16 protein-coding genes are annotated in these 18,669 nt (G+C 63.2%); 7 read left to right on the forward strand and 9 right to left on the reverse strand.

The genetic code is table 11. The features are described 5' to 3' along the window. Positions 1–8: 8 nt before the first annotated feature. Both BMY91_RS06530 and BMY91_RS06535 read right to left on the reverse strand, forming a co-directional pair. Positions 9–1,340: a cell division protein PerM gene (locus tag BMY91_RS06530; RefSeq protein ID WP_090820098.1), complete on the reverse strand. Its 1,332-nt coding sequence runs from the start codon at positions 1,338–1,340 to the stop codon at positions 9–11. A 324-nt stretch (positions 1,341–1,664) separates the two neighbouring features. Further along, positions 1,665–2,702: a VOC family protein gene (locus BMY91_RS06535; protein WP_090820100.1), complete on the reverse strand. Its 1,038-nt coding sequence runs from the start codon at positions 2,700–2,702 to the stop codon at positions 1,665–1,667. 205 nt (positions 2,703–2,907) lie between these two features. Between BMY91_RS06535 and BMY91_RS06540 the strand changes: the two genes are divergently transcribed. Further along, positions 2,908–4,392, forward strand: a complete 1,485-nt coding sequence (locus tag BMY91_RS06540) for a flotillin family protein (protein ID WP_090820103.1) — start codon at positions 2,908–2,910, stop codon at positions 4,390–4,392. Then, the gene (locus tag BMY91_RS06545; RefSeq protein WP_090820106.1) at positions 4,385–4,621 is read left to right on the forward strand and encodes a hypothetical protein; all 237 of its coding nucleotides are present in this window, start codon (positions 4,385–4,387) and stop codon (positions 4,619–4,621) included. The genes BMY91_RS06540 and BMY91_RS06545 overlap by 8 nt, the downstream gene beginning before the upstream one ends. A 26-nt stretch (positions 4,622–4,647) precedes the next feature. Here BMY91_RS06545 and BMY91_RS06550 read toward each other — a convergent pair whose 3' ends face one another. From BMY91_RS06550 to BMY91_RS06560, 3 genes are all read right to left on the reverse strand, one after another. Next, positions 4,648–5,025: a hypothetical protein gene (locus BMY91_RS06550; RefSeq protein WP_090820108.1), complete on the reverse strand. Its 378-nt coding sequence runs from the start codon at positions 5,023–5,025 to the stop codon at positions 4,648–4,650. Next, entirely contained in the window at positions 5,022–5,426 is a 405-nt protein-coding gene (locus BMY91_RS06555) for a J domain-containing protein (RefSeq protein WP_090820111.1), read from the reverse strand. Before BMY91_RS06555 ends, BMY91_RS06550 begins: the two co-directional genes overlap by 4 nt. A 243-nt stretch (positions 5,427–5,669) precedes the next feature. After that, positions 5,670–6,092 carry an Hsp20/alpha crystallin family protein gene (locus BMY91_RS06560; protein WP_090820114.1) on the reverse strand — a complete coding sequence of 141 codons (423 nt, stop codon included), beginning with the start codon at positions 6,090–6,092 and terminating at the stop codon, positions 5,670–5,672. A gap of 141 nt (positions 6,093–6,233) precedes the next feature. Here BMY91_RS06560 and BMY91_RS06565 point away from each other — a divergent pair, with 141 nt between their 5' ends. Further along, a complete protein-coding gene (locus BMY91_RS06565) occupies positions 6,234–6,683 on the forward strand; it encodes a MerR family transcriptional regulator (RefSeq protein ID WP_090820117.1) in 450 nt (149 codons plus the stop codon). Between the two features lie 39 nt (positions 6,684–6,722). Here the strand turns inward: BMY91_RS06565 and BMY91_RS06570 are convergent, their stop codons facing one another. Further along, entirely contained in the window at positions 6,723–8,633 is a 1,911-nt protein-coding gene (locus tag BMY91_RS06570) for an FG-GAP-like repeat-containing protein (protein WP_177179857.1), read from the reverse strand. A gap of 137 nt (positions 8,634–8,770) precedes the next feature. Between BMY91_RS06570 and BMY91_RS06575 the strand changes: the two genes are divergently transcribed. From BMY91_RS06575 to BMY91_RS23380, 3 genes are all read left to right on the forward strand, one after another. Next, the gene (locus tag BMY91_RS06575; RefSeq protein WP_090820687.1) at positions 8,771–9,937 is read left to right on the forward strand and encodes a glycosyltransferase family 4 protein; all 1,167 of its coding nucleotides are present in this window, start codon (positions 8,771–8,773) and stop codon (positions 9,935–9,937) included. Beyond that, complete coding sequence (locus BMY91_RS06580; protein ID WP_256212619.1) at positions 9,934–11,337, forward strand: UDP-glucose dehydrogenase family protein; 1,404 nt, start codon at positions 9,934–9,936, stop codon at positions 11,335–11,337. Before BMY91_RS06575 ends, BMY91_RS06580 begins: the two co-directional genes overlap by 4 nt. A 447-nt stretch (positions 11,338–11,784) precedes the next feature. Beyond that, positions 11,785–12,204: a hypothetical protein gene (locus BMY91_RS23380; RefSeq protein WP_256212620.1), complete on the forward strand. Its 420-nt coding sequence runs from the start codon at positions 11,785–11,787 to the stop codon at positions 12,202–12,204. An 84-nt stretch (positions 12,205–12,288) separates the two neighbouring features. On the opposite strand, the gene BMY91_RS06590 is transcribed toward BMY91_RS23380, so the two are convergent. After that, complete coding sequence (locus BMY91_RS06590) at positions 12,289–12,972, reverse strand: nucleoside/nucleotide kinase family protein (RefSeq protein WP_090820123.1); 684 nt, start codon at positions 12,970–12,972, stop codon at positions 12,289–12,291. Between the two features lie 350 nt (positions 12,973–13,322). Between BMY91_RS06590 and BMY91_RS06595 the strand changes: the two genes are divergently transcribed. Further along, on the forward strand, positions 13,323–14,609 hold the full coding sequence (locus BMY91_RS06595; protein WP_090820126.1) for an MFS transporter: 1,287 nt from the start codon (positions 13,323–13,325) through the stop codon (positions 14,607–14,609). Between the two features lie 38 nt (positions 14,610–14,647). Here the strand turns inward: BMY91_RS06595 and BMY91_RS06600 are convergent, their stop codons facing one another. Further along, positions 14,648–15,901, reverse strand: a complete 1,254-nt coding sequence (locus BMY91_RS06600) for an APC family permease (RefSeq protein WP_090820129.1) — start codon at positions 15,899–15,901, stop codon at positions 14,648–14,650. An 81-nt stretch (positions 15,902–15,982) separates the two neighbouring features. Further along, a complete protein-coding gene (locus tag BMY91_RS06605) occupies positions 15,983–18,535 on the reverse strand; it encodes a LuxR C-terminal-related transcriptional regulator (protein WP_256212621.1) in 2,553 nt (850 codons plus the stop codon). Positions 18,536–18,669: the final 134 nt, after the last annotated feature.

Below are 18,669 nucleotides of genomic sequence, written 5' to 3' on the forward strand. Positions count from 1 at the left end.
AGACCCGCTTAGGCGTGTTCGTCGTCGTACGCTGCTTCGTCCAGGTTCGCCTCGCGCAGCTTCTGGCGACGTTCCAGCCACGGCCCCACTGCGTAGCCAATCACGACGCCGATGCCCACCTCCGCGGCCAGCCAGACCGCCGTCCACAGGGGGTGGGGTCCGATTTCCGTGAGCCGGCCAATGCCCGCCGAACCGCGCGCGATCCACGCCAAGGCACCGCCAAGCAGACCCGCCACAGCACCGATGAAGGCGCCCAGGAACAGGGTTGAGACGGTGGCCGTGAACCAGCGGGCTTTGATCTTGATGGAGAGCCACTCGTCAAAATGGTTCTCGCCTTCGCGTAGGAACCACCAGCCTGCCAGGATGCCGGCAACCACTGGCAACGCGAGCGCCATGGCCCCGGCGTCCAGCTGACCCGCGGGGAGGCTGCCGAGAATGGGGACGGCGGGAAGCGGTCCAACAGCGGTGCCAAGTGGGCCTGCCGTGGAGCCAACACCGAGGGAGAAACCAGCGCCGGAGGACCACGCCAAGGCGAAAATCACCAGGTTCGGCAAGAATCCGAGCTGGGCGATGGTGAGCACGGCACCGCCCAACGCGCCGGCTTGCAGTCCTTCGTAGACGGCGATGATGTCCGTCCAATGCCAGACGATGGTCACTGCCAGCAGCAGCGCCGCCAAACACACTGCGGCCATGGCAGCCACGAAACCGGCCTTCAGGGCCGATCCCACATAGGACCCCGCCCAGCGCGAATGCTGGCTGGTCTTGGCGAGCCAGGCAACGGCGTCGACGCCGATCAGGCGGCTCCACGAGCCTGCCTCACGTCGGGCACCTACGATCATGCCCAGGCCGAAGGAGATCAGCGGGAGCGTCATGGCGAGCCAGAGATTGATGACAACTTCGGAAGTACGGCACACAAAGCCGGTGGCGGCACCGAACGCGGCGTAGACGACGAAAGCGCCGAAGAACGCCTGCCAGAGCTGGTCCGTGTAGGAGGCACGCGCCAGCCGGCGTCCCGCCCGCCAGGCAAGCAGGAACGGAATGAGCGTCAAGCCCAGTGGAATCAAGGACAGCAGGCCGGAGCCCGGCTGGGCGGCTGTCCCAAGATTGACCTGCGCCAACTCCAACGGAACCCCGTGAATCAGCAACCAGGCCTGACCCGCCAGGCGCGCGAGCGAGTCGACGTTACGGTCCTGGAAGCCGTCGGTGGCCCACACACCCACCAGTGGAAGGACCACCACGATGGCCGAAATGAAGGCTGCCTGCGCCGCTTCCAAACCACCCTGTAGCCAAAGGGGCATCGGGAGGCCACGGTTTCCGGTCTGATCAGCGCGCAGTTTCATCGTGATCTATCGTGCCACGGTGGGCACCGCTCCCCCGGCAGGCGCCCCTGAAATACCGCTGATTCCTGCGCTTTTTCCCGATTGCCGCCGTAAGATTGGAGGTGTTCTCACTGGGCGGCAGGAGCACGCGATGACCGCCCACAGCTGACGTTGAAAGGCCCGGAAACAATCGAAGCCGGGAACTAGGAGCGGCCAATGGATAGGTGTCACAACTCATAACAGAAAGTCGTACTAGCAGCTGGTGCAGCCGCCTTGGGATTCTCTCCTTAGGCTGCACCAGCCTTCTTTTTGTTTGCGCCCCGCACACTGGCCTACTACCGGGAGCTAACCCCTCGCGAAGAAGTCGACGCCGGACACGTACGCCATGGCATGCACGAACGCCGGCTCCCCCGCCCGGGCGTATGCATCCTCCGCGCTGAGCTCGGCCACGCGGGAGTGGATCCACCAGAGGTTCCCCAGAGGATCCCGCACCCGGCCGACTCGTTCTCCCCAGAACATCTCCGTCATGTTCGTAACTGCAGTGGCACCGGCGGCGAGCGCGGCTGCGAAGGTGGCATCGCCGTCGTCGACGTACACGCGGAGGAACGCCGGCGTCGGGGGCCAATCAGGGCGGGAGTCGAAGGCGAGGATTGTCGAGTCGCCGATCTTGGCCTCCGCATGACCTATGGAACCGTCTTCCATGGGGACGCGGAAATCCTCCTGGGCGCCGAACGCGGTGGTGATGAAGTCGAGGAGTTGGGGTGTGCTGCGGGAGATGATCCAGGGTTCCACAGAATGATAGCCAGCGGGGATGTGGCTGACGCCGTCGGCGCGGACCAGTGGGGCCATGGCCTTCACCTCGTCCGGGACGGGCGCTTTCGGCTGGCCGGTCATGTGGCGATGGAGCGAGTCAATGGCGTACCTCATGCCGGCCGCGTATTCGGGGGCTTGCCAGCGGTTGGCGGCTTCGTCGTCGCGGACGTCCTCCATGTGCGACATGATCCACCAGACGTTCCCCAGCGGGTCCTGGACGCGGGCACCGCGGTCACCCCAGGCGCTGTTGTCCAGGACGGAAACCGTGGTGGCACCCGCGGCGAGGGCGGCGTGGAAGGCGGCATCGGCGTCGTGCGTATAGAGGCGAAGGTACGACGGCGTGGCGGGCCAGTGCGGTCGGCTATCAAAAGCGAGGACTACTGAGTCACCGATCCTCGCTTCCGCATGCCCGATTGCTCCGTCCTCACCGACGACGCGGTCGATCTCTTCGGCGCCGAATGCTGCCGTGATGAACTCGAAAAGGGCATTGGTGTCGCGGGTGATGAGCCAAGGGCTGACGCTGGAGTAGCCGGTGGGGACGGTGCTGATGCTCGGGTCTGCAACGGTCATGGCTGTGTCCTGTTGGTTGGCTTCCTGGACTTTCAGGCTACGACGATTTGCGGTCAATAACGGTCCGCAAATACGCCGCTAAATGACGCACAAATGTGCTGGACTTCCCTGCTCCGGCGGAACAAGACTGTGTACACGAGCAACCACTTGGCCTATGGGGGTCATCCACAGTGGACGGTTCACACAGTCTGAAGGGACAAGGTCAATGGACGACCTCGCAGCTTTCTTTCCACTGATCGCCGGAATTCTTGGCGTGGTGGTCGCAGTCGGTTTCGTGTGGCTGGTAGTTAAGGCCATGTGGAAGGTGGCGGAGCCCAACGAGGCCCTGATCATCTCCGGCCTGACACGCGGCACACTGGAGAACACCGATGGCATGGACTTCAAGATCGTCACCGGCAAGGGCGCACTGGTGGTGCCCGGACTGCAGACTGTGCGGACCTTGGCCCTGACCCTGAACGAGACGGAACTCAAGGTGTCCTGCGTAACGTCGCAGGGCATCCAGGTGATCGTGGACGGGGTGGTGATCTACAAGATCGGTGACGCTCCCCCATTCATCGCCAACGCCGCCCGCCGGTTCCTGGGGCAGCAGCCCAAGATGGAGAGCCAGGTGTACAACGTGTTTGAAGGCCACCTGCGCTCGATCATTGGCAGCATGACTGTGGAGGAGATCATCCGCGAGCGGGACAAGCTCGCTTCGCTGGTGCGGAGCGCGAGCGGCGTGGAGATGGAAAAGCTCGGGTTGGTGGTGGATTCGCTGCAGATCAAGGACCTGCAGGATCCCACCGGATACATCCAAAACCTGGCGAAGCCGCACATCGCGCAGGTCAAGATGGAGGCCCGCATCGCCGAAGCCACCAGCAACCGTGAAGCCGCCGAGAAGGAAGCTGAAGCCGCAGCGCTGATTGCCGATGCGCAGAGCCGTTCAGCGATCAAACAGTCAGCCGCGCAAGCTAATGCCGAACAGGCCCGGGCAAATGCAGCCCAGGCAGGGCCGTTGGCGGATGCCACAGCACGCCAACAGGTGGTGGTGCAGGAAACCGAAGTGGCCAAGCTTGAAGCTGACCGTGAAGAGCAAAAGCTGCAGACCACCATTCGCAAACCAGCCGACGCCAGGGCTTACGCCCAGCGCACGGATGCAGAAGCCAAGAAGGCGGCGGACATCAGCGCGGCAGAGGCCTTGGCAAAGCGCACCGAACTGGAGGCGCAGGCCAATGCCCGACGCGTGGAACTTGAAGCCCAAGCAGCCGCAGGTGCTGCGGCTGCCATGGCGGGCGCCACGCGGGTGACCGGTGAGGCCGAGGCTGCTGCGACGACCGCACGTGGAGATGCCGCGGCTTCCGCCGTGAAGGCAAAAGCACTGGCCGAAGCCGACGGCATCAAGGCCCGTGGCGAAGCGTTGGAGACGAACCAAGAGGCCGTCATCAACCAGCAGATTGCTGAAAACATGCCAGCGATCGTTTCGGCTGCGGCTGAGCCGTTCTCCCGGATCGGCCAGTTGACCGTGCTCAACGGCGGCGACGGACTCAACAGCATGGTGGGCGGGATCCTGTCCCAGGTGGGGAGCTTCCTGCCGTCGCTGGCCTCGGCGTTGAAGGGGAAGGATGGTGCCGCTTCTTCTCGCGGCGCCGCGTCCAAGCCTGTGAAAGCACCGCCTGTGACGTCACCTCCGGCCAAGGCACCCGATGCATAAAGAGTTCAACCGAAGCCTCACCGGCAAAATCGGGCGTGTCACGGGGACGATCGCGCCGGGCACTATCGGGGAAGTCATGCTGCCTTTCCACGGAGGGACAAGCGCGTTCTTCGCCTACCCCTTCGATAAGACGAGCGTGTACCCCGTGGGCGAGAAGGTGTTGGTGATCCACTTCGAACCGCCGCAGACGGTGTATGTGGAGGAGTTGCCGGAGGTCTTGCGGGAGTAGGTGGCCTTTCCCGCCGGCTCAGCTCTTCAAAGCTGCGGCCCGTAAATGAACTCCTTCGCGTGGTTGACGGCCTTCTTGAATGCGTCGTTGCGGAGCGTCACTTGTTCCCTGCTGACGCCCTCGCCCGGCTCCAGAAAAGTGGTGGGGCCCGGGCGCAGCATCCAGATATCGCCGGCGGGTGGAAGGTAGAAGACCCCAAAGGATCTCTGCTCCGGGTCGTCTGTCCATATGGGCACTACGGCCACCGCGGCACCAGTGTCCGGGTTGATCCACTGCGCCCGCGGCATGGGCTGTTCGTGGACTTCGGGGTCCAGGAACGGGGCCGTTCCTCTCCCCCAGCGTTTCTCAAACCGTTCGTAGAACGCGGGAATGATGTGGCCGTCGTAGGGACGCCAGGCACTCATGAATGACTCCTTGGATTTCTGAGGGTTCCGGGTGAAGGTTCCCAGCGGGGTGGTCCGAACGAAATCGGCGGCTGGTTCTGGTTGGCTGCCCCCTTGCCGGCCGACGATTCGTGGCGGTGAACACGGACCTCCACCGGCGTTCCCGAAACTCCGGCCGGTAAGCCCGACCGCGCACGATCGTATGCCGCCCTCTTCCCTGGGTCCGACAAGACGACGTACGCCTGCATGATGGCGTGCAGTTCCTCGAGGTCGCCCGCCCAGGTGGTGTCGCCGTCGTCGAGCGTTGGGCGTGTGTCCGGGTGGTGGGCCCGCAGCAGCGCGCGGTAGGCGCGGGCAATCTCACGTCCCGTCGCTTCGGGGGACACACGCAAGGTGGCGTAGTGGTCAGGTTGGTCTGTCACTGCTGGTTCCGGTTTCAGATGCGGATTTGGCGATGGCCCCCGGCGTGGGCCGGGAGCCATCAACTCGGGAGACGACGGGCGGGGGCCGCTTTCATGTGCGCTAAAAACGCTGTGACGTGGCGCGAAGCCTGCGCCCAACTATTCCGATGCGGCCGCCTCCGTTGTTCCCGCTCGGCGCCTGTTCCGGGTGGGCACCCCGCCGGTTGGCCACCCCGGGTGAGCCTTCCTGCGGGGGCGGACGGATCAGGCGTTGATCTCCTGCCGTTGTCCACTGGACGTGATCTCAATGCGCCGTGGCTTGGCCTTCTCCGCGACGGGGATGCGGAGTGTCAGCACGCCCGCGTCATAGCTGGCTTTGACGCCGTCGGTGTCCAAAGTGTCGCCCAGGATCAGTTGCCGGCTGAAGACGCCCTGTGGGCGCTCGGCGGCGATCATTTCGACGTTCTCTCCCGCCGGCGACTTGCGTTCGGCCTTGACCGTAAGGACGTTGCGCTCGACGTCGAGGTCAACGGTCTGCGGATCCACCCCTGGCAGATCGAAGGCAACAACGAATTGTCCGTCCTCCTGCCACGCATCCATCGGCATTCCGGCCGGGCGTGCTGTTGTGCCAAAAACCTGTTGGGCGAGCCTGTCGAATTCGCGGAACGGGTCAGTGCGCATCAGCATTGGTTCTCACTCCTTTGGTTTTGATGCTGATTTGTTGTTGTCCCAGCCCTTCCTGATCTGTGGTGGCTGGTATAGATTTTTTATAGCACCGGCAACATGGTGGCGCAAGTAGGTTTTTTCAGAGATTTGTGGAGATTTTGGATGGCTGAGGTTGGCGGCGGGACTGCTGCAGAGGAGCACGACGGCGGACTGGGCGCCACCGCGGCCGACGGCGGCGCTGAGTCTGCTGGCGAACGGGACGAACTGGGTGTCTACGCGATTTCCGTAGCCGCCGAACTCGTGGGCACAGGGCAACAAAACCTTCGGTTGTACGAGCGCAAAGGCCTGCTCACCCCGGAAAGGACCGGCGGCGGAACTCGCCGCTACAGCGAACGGAACCTGACGACGCTGCGAAGGATCGGGGTGCTGCTGGATGAGGGGTTGAACCTGGCCGGGGTGAAGCTGGTGCTGGAGCTGGAGGCGGCGAACCGGGGGTTGAGCGAGGACAACCGTGGGTTGGCCGACGACAACCGCGGGCTGCGGGAGGACAACCGGGGGCTAAGGAAGGATCTGAGGCGGGCTCGGGGTGAGGACACTTTTAGGCAAGTCTGAACAGCGCTCCGCGAACACGTCCAGGGCTGACCATCTGCCCTAGAGAATCGCCGTCATCCCACCCCACCCCGTACCCACACGGGAAGCCGAAGGCCATGCCAGTCCCCCACTGCCCGCATACAGCCACAGCTCGCCGGCCGCGTTCCGGGCCAGGATGTCTGCCCGTCCGTCGCCGTCGAAGTCGCCCGGACCAAGCAGCGAGTTCATGACGTTCCAGCCCTGCCCGATAGCCCGTTGAGGCAGCCATCCGCCGGAGCCGTTGCCAGGGTAGAGCCACAGGACGCCGGAAGAGTCGCGGGCAGCAATGTCGGGTGTGCCGTCGCTGTTGAAGTCGCCGACGCCGGTGATCTCGGACATGCCTTTCCAGCCCGTCCCCACCTGAATGGCCGACAACCACCCGCCGGATCCATTGCCTCGATAAACCCACAGCACGCCCGAGGCGGTCCTGGCCGCAATATCAACGAAGGTATCGCCGTTGAAGTCACCGACGGATTCGATGGCGGTCATCCCAGCCCACCCCATGCCCACCTGAACCCGGGGCATCCACCCATTCGAGCCATTACCCGGGTAGAGCCACAGCAGGCCACCGCTGTCGCGGGCTAGGACATCGGCATTCCCGTCGCCGTTGAAATCGCCGGGAGTAACCAGGGCCGTCATGACGTTCCAGCCCTGCCCCACCTGAACGCGAGTCAGCCACCCGCCCGAACCATCGCCCGGGTAGAGCCACAGGACGCCGGAAGCTTCCCGAGCCAAAACGTCCGTGAATCCGTCTCCGTTGAAATCGTTTTTGACGGGGCGTTCCACGGTTCCATCGATGATCCGCACAGAGGCGGTGCCGTAGCTGACGATGTAGGCCTTGTTAGTGGAGGTGTTGACGGCAGCTGAGACTGGTTCGCTGCCGGTGTAGACGGCGTAACTGCTGTTGCTCTGGCCGTCGATGATGACGGTGCCCCCGCCGCTGGTCGGCGCATAGACCTTGTTGCTCGTGGGGTTCACCACGATCTCGCTGACACGCGTCGCGGTGCTGATGGTGGTCACTTCCGTGAAGGTCGCCCCATCAATGATTTTCACGAAGCCGTCCGTGGAAACACTGTCTGCGGCCACGTATATCCTGTTCGTCCCCGGATTGACCGCCACGGCGCCAACACTCTGAGAGAACGTGAGGCTTGCACCACTTGTGTCGGTTGCACCATCAATCACGGAGAGTCGGGGCCCGAACCTACTGATCGTCGTGATGTATAGCTTGTTCGATGTCTCATTCAACGCTGCGCCCAGAATGCCTGCACCGATGACGATCGTTGAGGAGAGAGCGCCGCTGGAGTTGATGACCTTGATGGCCCCGCCGGAAAGAACGTAGACCTTGTCCGTCACCGGATTCACCAGGATGTCTCCCACACCCCCGTCGAGCGCCACAGAAGTGGTCGTGTTCGTAACTCCATCAATGATGGTGACGCCGGTCTTCACGGCCACGTAGATCTTGTTGTTACTCTCGTTCACCGCTACATCGCGTGGCTCAGCCCCCACGGGAACCCACGTCACAGCGCCCGTAATCCCATTCACCACGGCTACCGAGCCACCAATTTCGCTGACGTAGATCTTGTTTGTCACTGAGTTCACCGCAACATCCACGGGCATGTCTCCCGAATACAAGGTGCCCGCACCCGTGACGCCGTTGATCACCGAGACGCCCTCGAACGAGGCCACGTACGCCTTGTTCGTCACAGGGTTCACGGCGATGGCACCCGGCTTGTCGCCCACTGGAACGATGTCGGTCACCGCGTCGGCAACAGCCAGCGGAAGAGGCGAACCAAAGGTTCCCAACAACAGCGCCAGCCCCAACCCGACAGCGAGCGATCGAGCCGCTGCCCGCCACCGTCGTCGTACGTTTATTCCTCCAAGCGCGCGCGAACCATCCCCAGCAGCAAACATGGCAAGACCCCCAGAAGTCATGACGCCCCAGCGCGTCGGTGAAGCAGAGTCTACGCGTGCCCTCAGACAAAAAAGAGCCCCTCCTGTTAACCAACTCTTCCTCCACAGGCCACCCGTTCGAACCCGCACAGCCAACCGTCCAGACCACCGTGGAAGGCGTGAGGATCGCAATCGTCGCCGAATCATTCCTGCCACTGATGAATGGGGTAACCCACTCGATACTGCGGGTGCTGGAGCATCTGCAGGAGCGCGGGGATGAGGTGATGGTGATCGCGCCGTCGACGTCGGACACTGATGTTTCGAGCGTCGAGAAGGGTGCGTATGTGCACCGGCTTCCTTCGGTGCCGCTGGCCGGCTACACGAATGTGCGGGTTGCGTTGGGTGGTGTGAATCGGGTCAAGCGAATCCTTGCCGATTTCTCGCCCGACGTCGTACACCTCGCCTCCCCGTTCGTCCTCGGCTGGCGCGCCGTGCAGGCCACCCATCAGCTGGGCATCCCGACTGTTGCGATCTATCAAACCGAAGTTCCCAGCTACGCCGCCCGTTATGGCGTGCCCTTCCTGGAGAACTGGGCCTGGAACCGCGTGGACAACATCCACCTCCTGGCCACCCGAACCCTTGTGCCGTCCACGTTCGCGCTGAACCAGCTGCGCGGTCGCGGCATTCTGCGCGTGGACATGTGGCGTCGCGGTGTGGATACCTCGCGCTTCAACCCCGCAAAACGTTCGACGGCGTGGCGCAGCTCAGTAGCGCCGCACGGTCACCGGATCATCGGCTACGTCGGCCGGCTCGCCGTGGAGAAGCAGGTTGAGGATCTCGCCGTTCTGGCTGATCTTCCGAACACAAAGCTGGTGATTGTGGGTGACGGCCCACAGCGCGCCGCCCTTGAAGCGCAGCTGCCGGACGCTCATTTCGCCGGGTTCCTTGGCGGAGATGCTTTGGCCGAGGCTGTTGCTTCCTTTGACCTGTTCGTTCACCCTGGCGAGTTCGAGACCTTCTGCCAGACCATCCAGGAAGCCATGGCGTCGGGCGTTCCCGTGGTGGCTACCGGCCGCGGCGGCCCGTTGGACCTCGTGGAGAACTCGCGGACCGGCTGGCTGTACGAGCCCGGGAACCTCGCTCAGTTGCGCGCTTACGTGCAGGACTTGATGGGCGACGACGCCAAGCGCCGCGCGTTCGCAGCGGCCGCCACCGCTTCGGTCCAAGGCCGGACGTGGCCGGTGCTCAGTGCCGACCTGGTCCGTCACTACAACGACGTCATCGCCTCCTTTGCCCGGGAAAACGGGCCCACAGAACTCACTTCAAGCAAAGGAACCTCGTCATGAAGATCTCCGTGATCGGTTGCGGCTACCTCGGCGCAGTACACGCAGCAACCCTCGCTTCCATGGGCCACACCGTGGTGGGCATCGACGTCGATTCCTCCAAAGTGGAGCAGCTCAACAAGGCCGTTGCACCGTTCCATGAACCTGGGCTCGATGAGTTGCTCCAAGACGGTCGCACCACCGGCCGGCTGGTGTTCACCACCGATTTCTCCGCCGCAGCGGATGCGCAGGTTCACTTTCTCTGCGTGGGTACCCCGCAGTCCAAGACCTCTGACACGGCCGACCTCTCCTACCTGATGGGCGCCACGAAGAGCCTCCTGCCGCACTTGGCCCAGGGGGCCGCCGTCGTCGGTAAATCGACGGTGCCGGTAGGCACGGTGGAGACGCTCCGCGCGGTCCTGGCCCGACGCTCAGACGTGCTGCTCGGCTGGAACCCTGAGTTCCTGCGGCAGGGCACTGCGGTCAAGGATTCGTTGGTGCCTGACCGTCTGGTTTATGGCGTTCCGGGCGGCAAGGGCGCCGCTGCCGGAGCTCCGGTGACCGCTGTGCTGGACGCGGTGTATGAGCCGCTGATCTGCGCCGGCATCCCTCGGCTGGTCTGCAATTTCGCGACGGCGGAGCTCATCAAGTCCGCATCCAACGCGTTCCTTGCCACGAAGGTCAGCTTCATCAACGCGATGGCCGAGCTGTGCGACGCGTCGGGCGCCGATGTGAGCGAGCTCAGCGACGCGATGGGCCTGGACCCGCGCATCGGCAACCGGTACCTGCACGCCGGGCTCGGCTTCGGCGGCGGCTGCCTGCCCAAGGACATCAGGTCCTTCCGCGCCCAGGCCCGCGAGCTGGACGTGCCGTCCGTCGATGAATGGATGGCCTTGGTGGATTCGGTGAACCTTGACCAGCGATCCCGCGCCGTGGAGGTGGCCCGCGAGATGTGCCGCGGCTTCCTGTCCGGACGCACGGTGACCATCCTCGGCGCCGCATTCAAGCCCGATACCGACGACATCCGCGACTCCCCCGCCCTGGACGTCGCCCAGCAACTCGCCGCCGCCGGCGCGCACGTCACCGTCACCGACCCCAAAGCCATCAACAACGCCTGGATCCGTTACCCACAAATCCGCTTCGAGGCCTTGACCAAGCGCGCCCTCGAAGGCGCCGAACTGGTGCTGCTGCTCACCGACTGGGATGAGTACGTTTCGCTGGCGCCTTCACTTGTTGGGTCACTGGTACGACGCCGGATGGTGCTGGACGCCCGGAACGTCCTGGACGCTGAGGCCTGGCGGAGTGCCGGGTGGACGGTCCGTGGGTTGGGGACCGGGGCCTCGGTGGTTGCCGAGGACCGTGGCAACACTGCGACACGGGTTGCCGGGGCTACCGTCGCGGGAAAGCGGCACGCCCGGGCTTAGTTCGCTGCGCGGCTAACGTTGGCGGGTGTAATTTTCGCGGCACGGTAAGTCATAGAAAACTTCTCCTCCCTTTGCTGTTAGGCCGAGTGTTATTGTCACAGCACGCGCCACCGCATCGGCGCATCCAAAAGGGGGCATTACTTGAAAAATCGTTCTATTCGCACGGCCAAAATCCGGCATTTCGGAGGCAAATCTTCGTGGACCCAGGGCGCCAAGACTCTGGGACTGGTGACCGTGACGTCGCTACTGATAATCACCACAGCCTGCGGCCAAAATTCCACCACAAACGCCAGTTCAGTGAGCAGCACCAAGGCAACTCCATCTGCAACACCGTCCCCTACGCCCAGCAAAGTAGCTGGGACGGCTTGTACACCTGAGAAGGCGACTCAATCTTCCTCTGGTGAGACCTACGTTTGCGTGGTTGATAGGACCGGAAAATTGGCGTGGATGGACTCAGCGACAGCGAAGAAGCTGACAGATGAGCGAATAACTGAAGCGGCTGCCAAAGAAGCCGCCGAAAGGGCAGCGGCAGAGAAGGCCGCCGCTGACAAAGCTGCGGCGGACAAAGCGGCAGCAGATCAGGCTGCGGCAGCGGCTGCGAAGGCAGCCGCAGACAAGGCCGCTGCTGATAAAGCAGCTGCAGACGCCGCCGCCGCAGCGGTTATTCCCAAAGCTGCTCCGGCAGCGCCACAAGCACAGAGTGGCTGCGATCCGAATTATTCCGGTTGTGTTCCCATTGCTTCGGACGTCGACTGCGCAGGCGGCAAGGGCAATGGCCCTGCCTACGTCCGAGGCCCGGTGACAGTCACCGGCTCGGATATCTACGGTCTCGACAGCGATGGTGACGGGATCGCCTGCGAGAAGTAGTGCTGTTGGGGCCACCCGTGATGGCGGGTGGCCCCAACCTGTTGGCATTCGGCGGACACTGCGCGGGCTTAGTTCGCTGCGCCGCTAGCGTTGGCGGCCCATGGCTTCTTGCGGAGACATCACCCTCGGCTCGGCCGGATGTGTGTTGTCAATGACCCGTGTGGCCCGCGCCCACGGCTGCGCACTCTCGAAATAGAGCCGCTGACCACCCACATATCGCTGCATGGAGGGATGTTCCGGGTCCGGGTTGCTTCCGTCTCTCAGCGCCATCCGCCGTGCAGTCTCGGCAAAGGGGACATCCAGAAAGATGGAATAGTCCCACCAACCGAGCAGTTCGGCGCGATGAAGGAACATGCCCTCAACCAGGACGAGTGCATTGTCCGGGGCCTCCCGTGGGGCGAGCTCAATAGTGACGTCCGCTTGGAGGTCCGTGACTGCCGCGCGATATTCTCCGGTCCCGCCCTTTCCCAAGGGTTCCAGCACGTTCTCAGTCAAAGCTGCGTAGTTGTAGGTATCGAGCCAGAAACCCAGCGGCGAAGTGCGCCCGCGTCGGTGCCGTTCTTCTTGGAGGTTGAGGAAGTCATCCACGTGGATGGTCACAACGGGTCGGTCCGGTATGGCGTGGGCAAGCTCCCTTGCAAAGGTTGATTTTCCGCTCCCGTCCACGCCATCGATGGCAACCAACTGACGTCCCGGACCACAGGCCAGCATTTCCTGGGCCAAGAGCCTCAAGAGCTCACGCCTCACAACAGTGTTTTCCCCAATCATCCGACCATCGTGGCACAGGAAACGCTCGACGGCGGGCCAGCACCTAGACACTCCGCGGCAGCACCTAAATTCTCGGATTCTCACCCTCATTCCGGAGCCAGCGAGCACCTAGTTTGCCGGATTTGACCACCTAGAGCCCAAAATCAGGCCTTAGTCTCCTTATGTGCCTCCGGAACGGGAGTCCCGGTGTCCGGCCGGAGCCCCACCTGTTCCAGGCGTAGGAGGCACCTGCGGCACGGCTCCACCCACCTACCCCCAGGTGGAGTCGTGCCCAGCCTCACATCTTCACGCGGGTTAACGAGAACGATTATTGATAGTCTCAACGAGCAAGCCCTCGAGGAAAGCCGTTGATGAACCCCGCCAAGAGCACCACAGACTCACCAGGCACCACCGCCCCGGCGCCTACAGCCCCCGCCAGGCCAAACCCTCGGCTCCTTCTCTCCAGCCAACTGATATTCAACATCGGCTTCTATTCAGTGGTGCCGTTCATCGCCATCACGATGTCCAACGACTTCGCCATGAGCGCTGTAGCCATCGGTGTTGTTCTTGGGGCACGGACGTTCGCACAACAAGGAATGTTCCTGGCAGGCGGTGCCATCGCAGACCGCTGGGGTGCCCGGTACACGATGGTCACGGGATGCCTCGTCCGGGTGACCGGTTACCTGCTGCTGGCCGCGGCCGACAATTTCGCACTCTTCCTGGCCGGGGCAATCGTTACCGGCGTCGGAGGCGCGCTGTTCTCTCCCGCGCTGGAGAGCCTGGTGGCGGCGGCCGAGGAACGTCGCGAGCCGACGGCCAAACACCGCCCAACGCTCTTCGCATCGTTAGTCATTGTTGGCGAGTTCGGCGCGGTGGTCGGTCCACTACTGGGCACCCTGTTACTGGGATTCGGCTTCGAAGTATCCCTCTACGTAGCTTCAGCGATCTTCACCACCATGGCATTCATCTTTTGGCGCTTCCTGCCACGTGACCGGGCTCATGGCCGCCGAGTCCCGGGAATGGAAACCCAAAACCACCAGCTTCTCGCCTGCCTCCGGGACAAACGGTTTGTAGCCTTCGCATGTTTCTTCAGCGTGAGCTTGCTGGCGCATAATCAGTTGTACTTCGGATTGCCGGTCGAGCTCCGCCGCAGCGGCCTCGACGCCGGCGCCCTGGGATTCATCTTCGCTTACGCCTCGATCCTCACAGTGAGCCTCCAGTGGCCCATCGCCAAGCTCATGCGCCGGTTCGGCGAGCGCAATGCCCTGACTCTGGGACTCGGGCTGAAGGGCACCGGTTTCGTCTCCGTCGCGGTACTGGCCACCCAGCCTCCTGCCGCTGCGCTGGAAGCCCTTCCCGCCGTCGTGCTTGTGACCGGACTGTGCTTGGGCAATATGTGCGCCACCCCAACGGCGATGCGACTCGTCATGGACTTCGCGGACGGTCGCCCCACTGGCGCGTACTACGGTTTGTTGGCCAGTTGCGGTGGCGCGATGGTGTTGGTGGGGAACACGGCCATGGGGCCTCTGTACCAACTAGCCGAGCAACCGTCGACGGCGGCATCCTCACCGTGGCTGTTCACCGCCGTGCTCGCCTTGGTTTCGGCTGTGGCGATTCGGCGGTTCCTGCCGAATCGCCACGCGCAGGACCTGGCCTGACTGGAGCGGCACGCATGACGTCAGCACCGCCCACGGCTTCACCGCGCAGCCCGAAGCCTCAGCAATCGGTACACAATACCCACCGCGAACATCAGCACACCCAGCCCCACTGACAGCGGCGGCAGCGTTGCAACCAAGGCCACGCATGCCAGGGCTCCTGTGATCTGAAGGGCCTTCGGATACCGTCGGTCGTGAGCCGGCTGTGTGTACGCCGCGATATTGGCAACCAGGTAATAGAGCAGCACCCCAAATGATGAGAAGCCGATTGCCCCGCGCAGGTCAGCCAGGGCAACGATCACGCAAATCACCACAGCGAGAGTGATCTCGGCCCGGTGCGGCACTTTGTAGCGTGGGTGGACAGCGGCGAGCCAATTCGGCAGGTCATGCTCCCGCGCCATGGCCAGGCTGGTTCTCCCCAGCCCGGCAATGAGTGCCAAGAGTGCTCCCAGCGACGCTATGGCGGCGCCAGCCCGGACCACGGGCGTTGCCCATGACATCGAGCCCGCGCTCACGGCATCGGCCAGCGGGGTTGGCGTTTCGGCGACTCCTGCGGGTCCAAGCGCAGCCAGCAGGGTGACGGCGATGACGGCGTAGATGACGATGGTGATCCCCAAAGCGATACTGATGGCCCGGGGAATGGTGCGCCTCGGCGCCCGTACTTCCTCACCCATCGTCGCGATCCTCGCGTATCCGGCGAACGCGAAGAACAGCAGCCCGGCCGATTGCAGGATGCCGTACCAGCCGCTCGCCACCAGCCCCTCCCCCGCCATGGTGCCGACGTCGGGGCCGGAACCTCCCCACACGGCGGCAACGGCAATGGCCAGCGCCGCCAGGACTCCGACCACGAGGATCCGGGTAAGCCCCGCTGTTCGGGTAACACCGTGGTAGTTCACAGCGGTCAAAACCACGACGGCGGCAATCGCCACTGGGCGCTCCCAACCTTGCGGTGCGGCATAGGCAGCGAACGTCATGGCCATGGCTGCTGCGCTGGCAGTCTTGCCAATGACGAAGCCCCAGCCAGCCAGGAACCCGGGCCACGGACCGAGCCGTTCGCGACCGTATACATACGTACCGCCGGACGTGGGATAGGCGGCAGCAAGCTGTGCGGATGACGTGGCGTTGCAAAAGGCTACGCAGGCGGCCACCACGAGTCCCACCAGCAGCCCAGATCCCGCAGCGGCAGCGGCTGGCGTAAATGCTGCGAATACGCCTGCGCCGATCATTGAGCCAAGCCCAATCAGGGAGGCATCGAAGGTGCCGAGCCGACGGGCCAAGGCCGGGGAATTACTCACGGAAACCCTTCATGCTGGGAGCCGGGATCGGAAGTGAAACCTTGGGACCGGCGTCGGGAACTGCTGTCAGCCTATCCCGGCTCAGCTCAGCGGTAGTGAAGTAGCCACCAGCATGAAGAGGCCGTTACGGGACGTCGCACCGGTCTTTCTCAGCGCGTTGGAGATGTGGTTCTCCACGGTCCTGGCACTGATGCCCAGATGTTCCCCGATTTCAACATTGGACCGGTGGCCCGCCAGCATGGCCACCTCAATCTCCCTCTCGGTCAGTGGAGTGGTACTGAACGTGTTGAAGGAGAGCTGTTCGTTGGCGGAGGGGAACCTCACGGCGAACATGGACGATGCTTGGGCAATCGCATCAGCCGCCGCGGCATCGCCGTCGATCACGTGCCGTTTGAGTGCTCCCCGGAGCAGCATGCCAACTTGGTAGGTGTCGGGATCAGGCTCGTAGTGCTTGAGGAGCAGGCCCAGCAACTTGTGGTCACCTTCAACCACCGCGTTGGCAATTCCAATGAGCTGATCGTGGACAGTGTTGCCGCTTTCCCGGAGGATTCTCTGGAGTATGTCCAGAACAGGACGGCCCGGGCACAGGCAGGTGCAGACGAGCGCAGTCATCACTGCCTCGAGGATGTAACCGCTCTTGAGCTGACGCCGAATGAGTTTTGTGGCCTTGCGATCGAATGTTGAAGGCTTGGCGCTGTCATTCGTGATGACTTGGTAGGCTCCCTTGCCGATACCAGGCAAGGGACCGACGTCGGGTGCTTCAGCCCGCGCCTGTGCAGCTATGGACAGCGCCGGCGAAATGGCCGTGGCGGCATGGCGAAGTCCGGCCAGCCGTAGCATCGCGTCGTAGAGGGAATCGACTACGAAACCCGGCCGGCCCATCGCGAAGACGCTGCTCATGAGATATTCGGCTTCTTCGAACTGGCCACGGTAGAGCAAGCCGTGGGCGGCGATGTAGCTGCTGGTCACCACACCGAACTGGTCCAGGTTCTTCCGGGCTTCGGTCCGCCAGCCGAGCGCAAAGACCAGTGACTCCTCAATCCGTCCTTCGGCAAACAGTGCGAACCCACGAATGAAGGGACGGAGGTGTGGGAAGGTGTCCTCTTCGTCCCCACCATCAGTTGATTCCAGGGCTGCCGCGGGCCGGAAACGGTACAGCTCAATGAGGCCTCTCACCAACTTCCCCACTCCCGAGGACTGTTGTTCAGGTTCCACAAGCCACGGGCCCGAAGGCACCCTGCCATGGGAGGCACTGAGGAAAAGGATGGCGTCCTTGGCCTCCGCCGCGTGCTGAGGATGGTCGGCAATGAACTTCTGAAGGATCTCGACGGCGGCTCCCGGCCCTTGTCCGGTGTGGACGGCGAGCATGGCCTTGGTGATGGTGACGAACAGCAGGTCTCCTGAGCCGGCGTCGGAAGTCATTGTTTCTGCACAGACGCGAGTGGCGCGTTGAACGTCCACCGGAGCACCCCAGTAGATCCGAAGCAGCGCCGCCGCGTTTGCCGCCGTCTTATTCGATTCCCATCGTTCGAAACGAACCCGTTCACGCGCGGCGTTGTGATCGTGGAAATGGCGGGCAGTGACAGCGTCGTCGTCCCCTTTTTCGAGGCGCAGTTCAGCGAGCACCAGGGTTAGGCAGTCAGCCGTCGTGGATGTATCGCGGTCCGTTTGCGGTACGGCATCCAGGACTCCGGCGATTTTGCTTCTGAGGAGGTGCCTGTCGCGGAGCATCTTCTGGCCTCGGAAGTAGTCAGCGATGACCGGTGGGGTGATGGCGCCGATCGCACCGTTATGGTGATCGTTCAGGACGGACAGGAAACCCCGACGTTCCAGGCTCTCCAGGACGTCGGGATGGACCACCTTCTGCAGGACATCGATCCGGGCCGTTCCCAGTATCGCCATGATGTGGAGCGCGTTGAACTCCTCCGGGCCCAGTTCAGCCAGCAAGGCCTCCAAGGTTCCGCGCAGATGCTCATTCCACAGGGTGTTGGTGGTCATGCTCCACTGCTCGCCCTGCATGGCAACGAGGTTGCTGAGCGATGCGGTCTCCGCGATCCGCACTATGAGCCGCGGATTTCCGCCGGACTTTGTGAGGACCCGGGCCGTTGTTTCTGCATCGGCAGGCGCACCCAGTACTTGGGCGATCAGCGTGTGAACCTGCTCGTAGTGAAGGGGATCCAGTTGGAGATGAGCCTCGCGACCATTGTTGAGCACGGCCAGCTGGCCTCTTGAGAACGCCCAGGTTTCGGGTGCCGTAGCCACCATTGGCCAGTCCGACCGCCGTCTCACAGCCTCCAGGACTGCCAGTGACTCGTTGTCTACCAAGTGAAGATCGTCAACCACCAACAGATGCTTCCCGGCACTGGCCAACTGGCTTGAGAACACATCAGCGATGTCCAGGACGCCGCTGCGCCCGGGCCTCATCTCCAGTCCGAGTCCCTTGATGGCGGCGTAAGGGATGTTGCGGTGAGTGCGCATCCCGCTGACGAAGTGGACAGTGACGCCCGTCTTCCGCAGGTTGGCGACGACGCTACGGACCACAGTGGTCTTACCGCTTCCAGGTGCACCCACAACCCGCACGCCTATGCCGCGCGCAACAAAGTCGAGGATTCGCTGAACCTCTGAATCGAACACTCGACCTGACCTTCTGTTTCTCTGGATGCCCGACATGCGGCTCACCTCGCAGGCTAGATCGAGAAAACGGGACTAGGTGGCAAAACAGCCTTGCACAGGCCACTTTGGGCCTGTTTAGGTGCTGATTTGGGTGA

Origin of the sequence: Arthrobacter sp. yr096, from assembly GCF_900108925.1 — a bacterium.
Classification (GTDB): Bacteria; Actinomycetota; Actinomycetes; order Actinomycetales; family Micrococcaceae; genus Arthrobacter.